At 49.5% G+C, this 13,497-nt stretch carries 10 protein-coding genes; all 10 read left to right on the top strand.

The features are described from left to right. Nucleotides 1-372 precede the first annotated feature (372 nt). The 10 genes from groES (at nt 373) to J4772_RS04685 (ending at nt 13,389) form a co-directional block, all read left to right on the top strand. Nucleotides 373-657 (top strand): co-chaperone GroES, encoded by a 285-nt coding sequence (gene groES, locus J4772_RS04730; protein WP_116060104.1) that lies wholly within the window; start codon nt 373-375, stop codon nt 655-657. 31 nt (nt 658-688) lie between these two features. Beyond that, complete coding sequence (groL, locus tag J4772_RS04725) at nt 689-2,317, top strand: chaperonin GroEL (protein ID WP_209074340.1); 1,629 nt, start codon at nt 689-691, stop codon at nt 2,315-2,317. 584 nt (nt 2,318-2,901) lie between these two features. Next, entirely contained in the window at nt 2,902-4,689 is a 1,788-nt protein-coding gene (locus J4772_RS04720; protein WP_209074339.1) for a sensor histidine kinase, read from the top strand. Between the two features lie 13 nt (nt 4,690-4,702). Further along, a complete protein-coding gene (locus tag J4772_RS04715; RefSeq protein WP_209074338.1) occupies nt 4,703-5,986 on the top strand; it encodes a response regulator in 1,284 nt (427 codons plus the stop codon). Nucleotides 5,987-6,257: 271 nt separating this feature from the next. Continuing rightward, the gene (locus J4772_RS04710; protein ID WP_209074337.1) at nt 6,258-7,868 is read left to right on the top strand and encodes an extracellular solute-binding protein; all 1,611 of its coding nucleotides are present in this window, start codon (nt 6,258-6,260) and stop codon (nt 7,866-7,868) included. Between the two features lie 49 nt (nt 7,869-7,917). Continuing rightward, the gene (locus tag J4772_RS04705) at nt 7,918-8,997 is read left to right on the top strand and encodes a Gfo/Idh/MocA family protein (RefSeq protein ID WP_209074336.1); all 1,080 of its coding nucleotides are present in this window, start codon (nt 7,918-7,920) and stop codon (nt 8,995-8,997) included. Between the two features lie 3 nt (nt 8,998-9,000). Continuing rightward, complete coding sequence (locus J4772_RS04700) at nt 9,001-9,870, top strand: sugar phosphate isomerase/epimerase family protein (RefSeq protein ID WP_209074335.1); 870 nt, start codon at nt 9,001-9,003, stop codon at nt 9,868-9,870. Nucleotides 9,871-9,957: 87 nt separating this feature from the next. Continuing rightward, on the top strand, nt 9,958-11,589 hold the full coding sequence (locus tag J4772_RS04695; protein WP_209074334.1) for an ABC transporter substrate-binding protein: 1,632 nt from the start codon (nt 9,958-9,960) through the stop codon (nt 11,587-11,589). Nucleotides 11,590-11,683: 94 nt separating this feature from the next. Next, nucleotides 11,684-12,562, top strand: coding sequence for a carbohydrate ABC transporter permease (locus J4772_RS04690; protein ID WP_209074333.1), 879 nt, complete (start codon nt 11,684-11,686; stop codon nt 12,560-12,562). 11 nt (nt 12,563-12,573) lie between these two features. Further along, the gene (locus tag J4772_RS04685; RefSeq protein WP_209074332.1) at nt 12,574-13,389 is read left to right on the top strand and encodes a carbohydrate ABC transporter permease; all 816 of its coding nucleotides are present in this window, start codon (nt 12,574-12,576) and stop codon (nt 13,387-13,389) included. Nucleotides 13,390-13,497: the final 108 nt, after the last annotated feature.

Here is a 13,497-nt window from a genome sequence, read left to right as displayed (position 1 = left end):
AGATGGGGCTGTCCCATAAGCAGAGTTGCTTAAAATAATCGATAAATAAAGTAAGGGGTATGTACCTCCCGGAGATTGCCTCATACGCTCTTGAAATCACATTGTAACGGGTTAACCCATTCAGATTTCAAGAGCGTATAGCATCGGAGGGAGGTACATACCCCTTGCCGCTTTATCATCGATTATCTTTTACAGCAACTCGATGTGCTTATAGGACAGCCCCATTTTTTTGTGCAGGTTTAACGTAAAAGGACTTGAAAAGCGTCTTTAAATTCCGTATCATAGAAAATGGTTATTAGCACTTGAGACAATTGAGTGCTAACAAAATAGTTTCAAATCCAAAAAAGCAAAATTTAGAAGGAGGCTACTTACATGATTAAACCTCTAGGGGACCGCGTTCTCGTGGAACCGAACGCCAAGGAAGAGAAAACGGTTAGCGGCATCGTATTGCCGGATACGGCTAAGGAGAAGCCGCAAGAAGGAACGATTGTTGCGGTAGGCATCGGATCTTTGACCAAAGATGGCGAGCGGGTCGCGCTGGAAGTGAAGGCGGGCGATCGTGTATTGTTCTCTAAATATGCGGGCACGGAAATCAAATACGAAGGCAAAGAGTATTTGATTATGAAGGAAAGCGACATCCACGCGATCGTCGGCTAATACTTAGAATACTCAAGGAGGTTATTAAAAGATGGCTAAAGAAATTCGTTTCAGTGAAGACGCTCGTCGCGCTATGCTTCGCGGTGTGGATACATTGGCGAACGTAGTTAAAGTCACGCTCGGACCGAAAGGCCGCAACGTCGTTCTGGAGAAGAAATTCGGCTCTCCGCTGATCACGAACGACGGCGTTACGATCGCTAAAGAAATCGAGCTGGAAGACGCCTTCGAAAACATGGGCGCACAGCTCGTTAAGGAAGTTGCAACGAAAACGAACGATATCGCGGGCGACGGTACGACAACGGCTACCGTTCTGGCTCAAGCGATGATTCGCGAAGGCTTGAAAAACGTTACTGCAGGCGCTAATCCAATGGTTATCCGCAAAGGGATCGACAAAGCGGTTAGAGCGGCAGTTGAAAGACTGAAAGAAATCTCCAAGCCGGTCGAAGGCCGCAGCAACATCTCCCAAGTCGCAGCGATCTCCGCTGCTGACGAAGAAGTCGGCGAACTGATCGCAGACGCAATGGAGAAGGTCGGCAAAGACGGCGTTATTACGGTTGAAGAATCCAAAGGCTTCAACACCGATCTTGAAGTGGTTGAAGGTATGCAGTTCGACCGCGGCTACATCACTCCGTACATGATCACGGATACGGACAAAATGGAAGCTGTGCTCGAGAACCCGCTGATCCTGATCACGGACAAGAAAATCTCCAACATTCAAGAAATCTTGCCTGTGCTGGAGAAAGTCGTTCAATCCGGCAAGCAATTGCTGATCATCGCTGAAGATATCGAAGGCGAAGCGTTGTCCACGCTGGTTGTTAATCGTCTGCGCGGCACGTTCACTTGCGTTGGCGTTAAAGCTCCAGGCTTCGGCGATCGCCGCAAAGCGATGCTGCAAGACATCGCGGCTCTTACGGGCGGCCAAGTGATCACGGAAGAGCTCGGCCTTGAGCTGAAGTCCACTTCCCTGCAACAGTTGGGTACGGCTCGTCAAGTGCGCGTAAACAAAGAAAACACGATCGTCGTTGACGGCGCTGGCGAGAAGGCCGACATCGAGGCTCGCGTAAACCAAATCAAAGCGCAAATCGAAGACACGACTTCCGACTTCGACCGCGAGAAGCTGCAAGAGCGTCTGGCTAAATTGGCCGGCGGCGTTGCGGTTATCAAAGTAGGCGCAGCTACCGAGACTGAGCTGAAAGAGCGCAAGCTGCGCATCGAAGACGCTCTGAACGCAACTCGCGCTGCTGTTGAAGAAGGCATCGTATCCGGCGGCGGCACGGCGCTGGTTAACGTTTACGAAGCGGTTGCTTCCGTTCAAGCGGACGGCGACGAGAAAACGGGCGTTAACATCATCCTGCGCGCTCTGGAAGAGCCAATCCGCACGATCGCTGCTAACGCAGGCCAAGAGGGCTCCGTTATCGTTGAGCGTCTGAAAAAAGAGCCTGTAGGCACTGGCTACAACGCTGCTAACGGCGAGTGGGTGAACATGTTCGAAGCCGGCATCATCGATCCGGTGAAAGTAACGCGTTCCGCTCTGCAAAATGCGGCATCCGTAGCATCCGTCTTCCTGACGACCGAAGCGGTTATCGCCGACAAGCCAGAGAAAGACAAAGCTCCTGCCGGCGGCATGCCTGACATGGGCGGTATGGGCGGCATGATGTAAACTGAGGGCTGAACCCTTGCGCAGCAAGGGTTTTCCCTCGGGGCAACACTGATTGCCCACATTTTGCCCACATCATGTAAAATGAAGACACCTTAGAGCGATGGAAATCGCTCCAAGGTGTCTTCTGTTTTTTAAATACCTTTCAAGCTTCTTGGTGGAAATATTGTTTTCGGATAAAAACTCCCTTAAGTCTTTTGCTATATGAGGATGGAGGAGGTAGGGTTAGTGCCCACAACTTGCCCGCGAACTCTACCCACACACCATACTCACAAGTATTTATTGGACTAATATCTGAAGGATATCAGATAAAATCGTCACATAAAGACTCAAAAGATACATGAAAAAGCCCTTGTCTCATGGGTGAATACTGCCACATCTTAGGTTATTCTACCGTCAGCACTCATCCTATGTGGAGTGTGTTTGTTCCTTAATCTAAAAGGGTTTTGAGTTGACCGAAAACGAGTACCTCTACCAATTCCGCGCGGGAACCAGTATGATAATGGTTATATTTATACTATTATCGAGTCAGCGGGGTGCTGAAGGTGGAGGGGCGTGAATCATTCTACCGAAGCTTCAAACAGCAAATGAAACGTTTTTGGCGTAGTCTGCTCGTATTGAATATCAAAATGAAGCTGCTGCTGCTGTTCTGCGTGACGATCCTTCTGCCTCTTACGATCATTACGCAAATCGTAAGTACCCTGTCCGTGAACAAAATCCAGGAACAAGCCGTATCGATTGCCCGCGGGTCGGCAGATCAGAACATGATGAACGTGCAAAGCTTGCTGGAGCGTTACACGAACATTTGCAACCGCTACAGCTTCAACGACAGGTTGATCACGACGCTGAGTCTGGACGAGCGGTATGAGGACCCATACGCCAGCTTCCAGGCTTATAATCTGATTCGCAATATTTTTGTTAACGACATCGTAACGATCGACTTCCAGATCGATATGAAAATCTATTACTTGAACCCGAACTTCACTCAGGATCTTCTGAATTTTATCCAGATCGACCGGACGATCGAGGAATCGCAGATGTATAAGCGGACTGTTGAAGCCGACGGTCAAATCGTATGGCGGTACGAGAACGACACGTTCTCCTTGTCCAAGACGATCACAGACTATAACGGCATCTTGCTCGGCATCATCAAGCTGGAACTGCCGCTGTCTGAAATACGCTCGCTGATCAATCAGCATAACCCCGACGAGATGAAGCTGATGTTCACGGACGCGGGGGGCTTCGTCTTCGCCTCCAACGACAAAACTCTCGAAGGCGCGGATGTCAGCGGAGAAGCCTTTTTCACTGCGCAAGAAGGACAAGAGGTGCTGTACGACAACGACGGAGAATACCTGTATACGCCTGCCAACTTCAAAAGAATGAACGACAGCTTCCCAGATTGGAATATGATTACCATGATGCCGCTGGAACGGATTCTCAAGGAGAGCAGCGAGGTGAAACGGAAGGTGCTGCTGATCTGTCTCGCCGCCTTGCTGGTGTCAAGCGCCATATTCTTCTCCATCCTCGATCGCATTACAAAACGGATCAGAAGTCTCGTGAAAAGAATGAAAAATGTTGGGGAAGGCAACTTTCGCATGGTGGAAAGCGAGCATTCCAATGATGAAATCGGCGTCATCATCAACAGCTTCGATCGGATGACCGTAAGCCTGAACAGCCTGTTCCACGAAAATGTCGAGACCCGGTTGCAGTTGAAGGATGTCGCCATCAAGAAACGCGAAGCGGAACTGTATGCGCTTCAGAGCCAGATTCAACCTCATTTCCTGTTCAACACGCTGGAGTCCATCCGGATGAAACTGCACCGGAACAATGAAGATGCGGCGAATATGATATTGAACCTCTCGAAGCTGCTGCGGACAAACTTGAACATGAAAGGGGATATCATCTCGTTGTCCGAGGAAATTAACCTGGTACGCAGCTATTTGGCCATTCAGCGGCACCGGTTCAAGGAGCGTTTGCAGTACCGCATCGATATTCAGGAAGAGCTGCTTGATTGTTCAATCCCGAAGCTGATTATTCAGCCTCTGGTTGAAAACGCTATCAAACACGGTATCGAAAAAAAATGGGGCGGAGGTACCGTCGCGATAACCGTCATATTCAGCGGAGAGCGGCTCCATATTGAGATCGAGGACAATGGGGTGGGCATGAACGCCGGGAAGCTGGATGAAGTTCGCCACAAGCTGAAAGCTGAATCCACCGTTTCGCAGCAGGGCATCGGCATCAAAAACGTATATGATCGCATCATGCTGCATTACGGACAAACCGCTCGGATGGACATTCAGAGTCGATCGGAAGAGTGGACGAGAATCGTCATCGAGCTTCCTTGCAGCGGCAACGACGGGAATACGCAGGCATAATGAGGAGGAAGATATGTTCAAAGCCCTTATTGTAGACGATGAAGAAGATATTCGCGAAGGCATGCGCGATATTATCGAATGGGAGGAAGAAGGCTTCTCAGTCGTGGGCCTGGCGGTGGACGGCGTGGATGCGCTGGAGCAGTATGAGAGTCGGTTGCCCCATCTAATCGTCACTGATATTCGCATGACCCGTATGGATGGACTGGAACTAGCTCGACAGGTCAAGGAACGGAATCCCGATACGAAAATTCTGATCGTCAGCGGGTACGACGAATTTTCCTATGCGAAAAAAGCGCTCAAATTCGGGATTGAGAACTACTTGCTGAAGCCGATCGACACGGTTGAGCTGCGCAAGGAGTTACACACGATACGCTATCAGATCATGGAGCAGGAGCAAGCAAAACAAAGTGAACAGCACAAAGAAGAGGAACTGAAAAATTATTTTCTTCAGCGGCTAGTCCGCGACGATATCCCGAAGCCGTTCAATCTGCGGGAGCTGGAACGTTACGGCATCGAGCCGGATGGCTGGCACTATGGGGTGATGCTAATTGATTACACGACGGAGTTTGACGAGGAGATCGAGTGGAGCGTTGACGATTACCAGTTGAAGGTGTTTACGATCAAAAACGTAATCGGTGAGATTGTCGCACAGAGTCAGGACACGATTCTCTTCGAAGCGACCAAGGGTCGCCTTGGCGTGCTCGTCTGGGGTGAACAAAGCCGACAAGTCTTCGTAGGAGAGAAGGTTGCCGGCATAGCCAGGCAAATCGCCGAGTTGACACCAAAATATACGAAGCATGACGTTCACGTTGGAGCCGGAAGTGCAGTCGGGTCTCTCGATGAAATTTCCGTTTCTTACAAGCACGCGGAGGCAGCATTGGAAATGAAAGTTTACGCCGGGGAGGAGCGCGTCTTCTCGTATTCCAGCCGCATTCTCGGGAAACAGCAGTTGAGGTCCGGCGGTGAATCGCATATAGAGGATATAATGTCGTATCTTTACAAGCATTATGACGAGGAATTGAACCTGAAGCGACTCTCCGAGCAGTTCTATCTGAATCCGTATTACATTGGCAAAATGATCAAGAAACATACAGGCGTAAGCTTCAATGAAGCGGTGAACGAAATCAGAATCGCGCACGCCAAGCGACTGCTGGAAGGCAGCCCGCTTTCGATCGGCGATATTTCAAGCCGGATCGGATACAAATATTTGCACCACTTCTACAAGATATTTAAAGAAATGACGGGCGTCAGCCCAGGAGAATATCGGAGGGAGAGGGACAAGGACAATGACGAATAGACTGGATTGCCCCACGTTCAGTGTTCTCCAGCCCAAGGAGCAGTCTTCCCAGACTGCTCCTTTCCTAATTCAATTAAAAGTACGGCTTAATTCATGGAATGTGAAGCGTTTACTTCACGATTATAATGGAGACCAAGTGAAACATTGCATTCGGCAAAATAGAATCAGCCCGGAAGCTCTTTTTTCTCTGGAAAGGTGTGATGCTTGGCGCGGTAAAAGTATAGCTGCGAACGACAGAAAGTTTTCAAACCCAAAAGGCAGGTGCAGCTGTATGAGAACAAGTAAGCGGAAAGTTTGGCTCAAACTTGGTCTCTTGATCGCCATGGTGTTCACCGTGGTCGCTTGCAGCGGGAACGACGAGGGGAATACTACCGGCAGCAACGAACCCGGCACTTCGTCGGAAGGAGTCGGTGCTCCGGTCGAGCTCCGCATCTTCCGGGTAGCTGTCACCCAGGATCCAACCAAGGACAGAGTCCTGTTGGAGCTCCAGAAGAGAACGAACACGAAGCTTGAATTCATCACAACACCGTGGGATCAATATGTAACCAAGAGCAACACGATGTTGGCTTCCAAAGAAAAGGTCGACGTTATCGCGCTGGAAGACTCCCAGCTGAATTATCCCAAATTGGCCCGGAGCGGCATTTTGACGCCGCTGGACGATTTGCTTAATTCTGGAAAATATCCGAATTTGAAAGTCATTGCAACCGATCCTTTGTTCAAGAAATATTTGATCGATGGAAAAATCTATGGCATTCCCCAACTCACACAGCCGAGCGGCGGCTGGATCGCCGGCATCCGCACCGACTGGTTGAAAAACGTTGGATTGCCGATGCCAAGGACGCCTGAAGATTTGTACAACGTGTTCAAGGCGTTCAAAGAGAATGATCCTGATCAGAACGGACTAGACGACACGTTAGCGATGTATGTTACACCTTTTGACCCGTGGGGATTCCTGATGACTGCCTTTGTGCAGCCCGTTGCGTTCAAGGAGGAGAACGGCTCCATCGTCTATACCGCCACGAGCCCGGAGTATAAAAAAGCTCTGCAATTTATTAAGAGGCTGTACGACGACGGCTTGATTAACAAAGATTTTATCACGATCAAGGACAAGGATATTTCGATAAACCAGTTTATCGCCGGCAAGACGGGCATCGCTTATTCTCCGATGTGGTCGAAAACGCTGGAGGCCACCTTACAGAACTCTCCGCAGGCAACGATCGAGCTGCTGTTTCCGATCCCTCACGATGCGGCCTCGACGAACGGAGCGACCGCCAATGACTCTCAATGGAACTGGATGGTCAACGTAATGCCGTCTACGAGTAAAAACGTCGAGAAGAGTCTGGAGTTCCTGGAATATATGACGACCGACGAAGCCCGAAAGCTGATGTCTGTCGGCATCGAAGGCATTCATTACGAATCCTACAAGGACGGCGTGTTCTACGGCATCAAGGCCGAAGAACAGAACAAGGACTGGGACCCGGCGAACGGTGAAGGCCCGACAGGCCACCCGCTCTGGTGGGGTATGATCAATACGATCAACGGAACAATCGACTATCAGGGCAATACAGGCAACCTGATGAAAGCATTACAGGAAACGACGACGTTCGTCTCCGAGGAAGACAAGAAAAGTAATCCTTATTACGAGCAACGCAAGCTGATCACGACGGTTATGGCGCATGAAGCCGTGCCAGTCATTCTCGAATCGAGATCGAAATACGCCGGCAAGCTGGCGTCGGTTCGGGACGAGTACTCCGCAAAAATCATCCTCGGAGCGCAAGCCGACTTTGACAAGAACTGGGATGAATACGTGAAGCGGATGTACGATAGCGGTGCGACGGAAGTCGTAGCCGAAGCGACAGAATGGTATATCAACAAGAAGTGAACGGCAACAAGTTGAGCCGACAAGCAGGGATGAAGAAAGGGGATCAGGCATGAGCAAACTGAGAATGGGGTATATCGGCTGCGGATTTATGGCGCAGAAAGTACATATCCCCAATATTTTGTCGCTGGAGGACGAGTGCGAGCTGGTCGCAATTGCGGAAGTCCGCAAAGAATTGGGACGGAAAGTGCAGCAGCGTTGGAACATTCCGAATCTGTACGAGAACCATCTTCAACTGGCATCGGACAAATCGATCGAAGCGGTCGGCTTGTCCGGCCACTATGCGAACCAAGGAGAAATCGCAATCGACCTGCTTAAGCACGGGAAACACGTCTTCATGGAAAAGCCGATGGCCATCAGCTCGGAGCAGGCTGAACGTATCTGCCAGGCCGAAGTGCAAAGTGGCAAACGACTGATGATCGGCTACATGAAGCGGTACGACGCCGGAAATTTGCTGACCAAGAAGTTGCTTGAAGAATACCGCGTTTCCGGGGAGATGGGGCAAATCCGGTATATCCGGAATTCCGGCATTGTTGGGGAATGGATCGGCGGCCTCGACACCCCATTCGAAAATTCGACCGAATCGATTCCGGACGTGCAAATCGATTGGCCGGAGTGGCTCCCTCCCGAACATCAGATGGGCTATATTTCGTATGTGCAGCAGTATACGCATAACGTTAATCTGATCCGATGGTTTATGGATGCTTCCGGACGGGACATTACCGTGAAATCGGCGACGCTTGACACGAAAGACGGTGTAACCGGCGTCGCAGTGCTCGATGTCCGAGGAGTTACAACGATAATAGAAACCGGCAATATGAAGAGCCACGAGTGGAACGAGCATACGCAAATTTTCTTTGAAGGCGGCTACATCCGCAGCGACAGCCCGAATTTGTTGCTGCGCAACGTGCCTGCGGGCGTAGAGCTGTTCGTAGGCAGCAAGGGGGACAAGACGCTCAGCAAAATGTTCCCGGAGAACGGCCGCACCTGGCCGTACAAAGAGGAAATGAAGCATTTCATCGCCGCGGTTCGGGACGGCACGCCGTTCTGCTCGCCCGCCGAGGATGCCGTGTACGATGTGCGGCTGCTCGAAGATATTTACAAGAAACATCTAGAATGTAACGGGAGGTAAAGAATGAACTACCGAATTGGAATGCGGATACCTCCGAAGCTGCATGAGCAGGGCATCCGGCAAGTCGCGCAATGGGCGGCGGGAGTCGGCATCGAAGTGCTGGACGTGCCCAAACTGACGGAGCTGGTCAAGAAAAGCTGCGAGGAAGCAGATCTGGCGATCGGCACGGTGGATGCGCAAAATCTGGGACAACTGCTGAGCGAGGACGAGAGTGTGCGCGCGGAAGCGCTGGATTCGTTCAAGCGTCAGATAACGACTGTTTCCTCTCTTGGCGGCCAAACGATGTTCATGTGTCTTGTGCCAGAGGATGCGAATATGCCCCGTACGCGAGGTTTTGAAATCTGGTCCGAGTTGTTTCCGGAGATTGTAAGCCATGCGGAGGAAGAAAACGTATATCTCGCCATCGAGGGTTGGCCAGGCAACGGGCCGCAGTACAACGCGCTTGGCTGTACGCCCGAAATGCTACGCGCCATGTTCAAGGCGATTCCCTCCGCGCATCTTGGGGTGTGTTACGATCCGTCTCATCTCGTTCGTCTGGGCATTGACTACATCCGGTTTCTGCGCGAGTTCGGAGAGAAGTTGCTGCACTGCCACGGCAAAGACACAGAGATCATGCAGGAAGACTGCTACGAAGTTGGAAGCCTTCCGGCTACTTTCGGTTCCAGGTACCGTTTCTCGGATGGTTCATGGAGGTATACGATACCGGGCCAAGGTGCGATAGATTGGGGCAAGGTCGCCATCCAACTGGAGAGAGTCGGATACGAAGGGCCAGTTAGCATCGAACTCGAGGACCACCGTTATTGGGGCACCGTCGAAGCCGAACAGCAGGGCATTTTAAAGTCCCTGGGGCATCTTGCACGTTTTTTTAAGTAGGTCAGGTGGCCTGAATGGGGTGTCGTTCTGAAGGATACGTGGATTTTTAATTCTGGGTAAAGCAATGAAAATAAGGGGGAAAAGAAAATGGAAGTGAAAAGGTTTACAGCACTACTAATGGCGGTCACCATGGTATTAGTTATTCTGGCGGGCTGCTCCAAATCGAATCCGGGTTCGAGCAATTCTCCATCTCCCGGCGGAAGCGCCTCGACTAGTTCGGTATCGCCAGGAGAATCGCCATCGGCATCCGAAGTGCCGAAAGTTAAGAAAACGATCGTTTTCTCGACCATTCAGAATTACTATACGGATGGGTTGAAGAAAGCGGCCGAAGATTACAATAAGCTTCATCCGGAAACGACGGTCAAAATCGACATCGTCGTTGATAATCCGACTTACACAGCGTCCTTCCAAGCGAAGATGGCTGCCGGCGGCGATGATGCCCCAGATCTTGTCCATGCCAACTTGCTCGGCGATAGTCCGAGCAACAATATCAAGAAAAATTTCATTTTGCCATTAGATGAGTTTGTTAAGGAACCAAATCCTTATAATGATGGAATTTCATTGTGGGATGGTGTTGACGCTGCTTACTGGCCTTATGCTTACTCGGATGCCGGAGACATCTTCATGGTACCGTTCGATCTTGTGGGTACCGGCTTCTATTACAACAAAGATTTATTTGCCAAAGCGGGAATTACCGAAGCGCCTACGACATGGGAAGATATGTTCGATTCATTTCAGAAGCTGAAGGACTCCGGAGTCATACCGCTGGCCCTTACACAAGTGCCGGGCCAGGATACGACCGGCTGGATGATTGGGGCATTCACCGATTGGGCGGCACGTTCGCTCTTGCCTGAAATTTTCATTCAACCTGGAGATGCACGCAGTACCCCGGAAGTAGAAGCCATTAACTCCAAAGTCAAATATACGGTAGACAATCCCTTCTTCGATATCGGTGTGGTCGAAGATCCGGAGAGACGCATGGCGTTATGGAAAAGCGGTAAATATGACATGGAAGGCGCCGCGGAGAAAAAGTACTGGACGATCTTAAAGCAACTCTCAACCTATCTGCAACCTGGTTACGCAACGATGTCGGATGCGGATGCTTATAAGCTCTTCATCTCCGGGAAAGCAGCAGCATACTGGAACGGCAGCTGGCAAGTCGGAACCATACTGAAAGATCAGAAGCTTCTGAAAGACAAAGCATTCGCATGGGGAACATTCAAATTTCCGGACTTCAAGACGCCTGATCCCAATTTCCCTGATCATCCGCGCGGGATTCTAGTACCGGGTCATCAAATCGCCATCACGAACAAGATGAAGAACGACGAAGACAAGGTTGCACGTGCCAAAGATTTCCTGAAATTCATCTTCTCGCCCGCAGAAGCCCAAGTTATATATACGACAACAATCGAAGCCGGCCAATTCGTTCAAGGACCGAGCTTGGTCAAAGGCGTTACGATGTCTGATGAAGTTAACAGCTATCTTACCGGTTTCATTACGGCGGGTAACATGAATCAGAATATCGGTCAAATCGCGAACGGCAATCCAACAGGGGAAATAAACCTAACCAGCGAGTTAAAAGCATTGCAATTGCAATTTTATAACGACAAGATAACCCTAGAGAGATTCCTGAAGAAAAAGGCGGAATTTACGACGAGGACGAACGAGAAATTTATTGCTGAGAACAATTGGGATTTGAATCCGAAGACGGATCCGTAACGTGGTGATAAGTGAAGTATGGCGGGATGGCGAAGAGGCCGTCCCCTTCCTACTTGTCCGTCTTTCATAGCTACTAATGAAGGAGAAGGAGCAGATGCATACATCTAGATTACGTAAGTACTGTGTCTCTTACTTGTTTCTAGTACCGTCATTTATATTTATTTTCGCGTTTCTGTATTATCCCGTCATTCTGGCTTTTATCCACTCCTTTACCAAATGGAATTTAGTGACTTCGGAATGGATCGGTTTGGATAATTTTCGGGAGATGTTTCGCGATACTGTATTCCTGACGAGTGCAACCAATCAACTGATCTATACGCTCACCGATATCCTGAAGGCGCTAATATTTCCGTTAATCGCAGCGGAACTCGTTTTTCTTATCGGAGGAATTAAATTCAAGTATTTTTTTCGGACGGGGTTTATTCTGCCTATGCTTCTGCCGGGGATCGTAACGATTCTGTTATGGCAGAACATCTATGATCCTAACAATGGACTGATCAATCAACTGCTTATCGCCGTTGGTTTGGAAAGCTGGACTCACGCTTGGTTAGGCAATGAGAAGACCGCTATATGGTCTATTGTATTTTTCGGATTTCCTTTTATCGCCGGACTGCCTTTTCTTATCTATTACGCGGCCATTGGCGGGATGAACCAGGAACAGATCGAGGCGGCAAGAATCGATGGGGCGAACGGTTGGCAAGTGTTTACGAAGATGCATATTCCATTCCTGATCCCACAGTTCAAAGTCATTACGATATTAACGATTATATCCAGCTTGCAGGATTTCGTGAAAATTATGGTTTTAACGGCCGGCGGACCCGGCGTATCGACGACGAATCCAGCGATGGTTATGTACAATGCGGCATTCGGCAGCTCTCGATACGGTTACGGATCAGCTATCGGGGTGTCACTGTTCCTTGTCATTTTAGTGCTGACGTTTTTTAATATGAAATTTTTGAAAACAGATTATTAGGGGGTATCGCCATGGCCGCGCGCTTGTCGAAATGGACGGGATCTGCCGTATTGGTCGTACTCTTGATCATCACACTTGTTCCGTTCGTAATTTTGTTCTTCTTCTCGTTTAAAGATCAAATCGAGATCTTGATCGACTTCTGGGGGATGCCTGAAGTTATAAAGTGGGCTAATTATTCGGATGCCTGGAACGTCGTGAAATTCAGTATCGGGAATTCTTTATATGTATGTATCGTTACCGTTATCGGAGCCGTCGTACTTGGATCACTTTCCGGTTACGTATTTGCCAGACATAGGTTTCCGCTAAAAGGATTGCTGTACATCCTCCTGATCGGCGTCATGATGATTCCTTCTTTGTTGACGATCGTGCCGCTTTACGCGATTATTGCCGAGCTTGGAATAACGAATAGTTATCTCGGATTGATTCTTCCCTATATCGCAGGAACGCAATTACTTGGGGTTCTGCTATGCCGAACGTTCTTCGAATCGCTTCCGGAGGAATTGTTCGAAGCGGCTAGGATCGATGGAGGGAACGAGTTTTATCTCTATTCGCGGATCGCTCTTCCGCTATGTCTGCCCATTCTTGCGACGGTCGGAATCGTTACCTTCCTAGCTGTATATAGCGATTACTTATGGCCGTTCATCGTTCTAGCCCAAGAAAAACAAACATTTACGATGGCTGCGGTCAGTTTGAACCGATCGGGGCAGTCGGATATCGGGCTTTCCTTCGCGGGTTATATTATTGGCAGTATTCCGACGATATTGGTCATCAGCTTCGGTATGAAATACTACATAGAAGGCATGGTCTCCGGCGCGATTAAATCTTAAAAAGCATATCCATCGTGCTTCGATCACGCAATCCAACCCGAATTATCATCCAGATCAAATGGAAAAAGATTGGAATGACCTTACAATTTCGATTATACAAGGAGGTAT

The organism is Cohnella sp. LGH (assembly GCF_017671885.1).
In the GTDB taxonomy this organism is placed as follows: domain Bacteria; phylum Bacillota; class Bacilli; order Paenibacillales; family Paenibacillaceae; genus Cohnella; species Cohnella phaseoli.
This window is presented reverse-complemented; position numbering and strand designations above follow the sequence as displayed.

Coding starts and splice junctions, on each gene's coding strand:
- groES (WP_116060104.1), top strand. CDS start 373: ATGATTAAACCTCTAGGGGACCGCGTTCTCGTGGAACCGAACGCCAAG.
- J4772_RS04715 (WP_209074338.1), top strand. CDS start 4,703: ATGTTCAAAGCCCTTATTGTAGACGATGAAGAAGATATTCGCGAAGGC.
- groL (WP_209074340.1), top strand. CDS start 689: ATGGCTAAAGAAATTCGTTTCAGTGAAGACGCTCGTCGCGCTATGCTT.
- J4772_RS04720 (WP_209074339.1), top strand. CDS start 2,902: ATGAAACGTTTTTGGCGTAGTCTGCTCGTATTGAATATCAAAATGAAG.
- J4772_RS04690 (WP_209074333.1), top strand. CDS start 11,684: ATGCATACATCTAGATTACGTAAGTACTGTGTCTCTTACTTGTTTCTA.
- J4772_RS04705 (WP_209074336.1), top strand. CDS start 7,918: ATGAGCAAACTGAGAATGGGGTATATCGGCTGCGGATTTATGGCGCAG.
- J4772_RS04695 (WP_209074334.1), top strand. CDS start 9,958: ATGGAAGTGAAAAGGTTTACAGCACTACTAATGGCGGTCACCATGGTA.
- J4772_RS04710 (WP_209074337.1), top strand. CDS start 6,258: ATGAGAACAAGTAAGCGGAAAGTTTGGCTCAAACTTGGTCTCTTGATC.
- J4772_RS04685 (WP_209074332.1), top strand. CDS start 12,574: ATGGCCGCGCGCTTGTCGAAATGGACGGGATCTGCCGTATTGGTCGTA.
- J4772_RS04700 (WP_209074335.1), top strand. CDS start 9,001: ATGAACTACCGAATTGGAATGCGGATACCTCCGAAGCTGCATGAGCAG.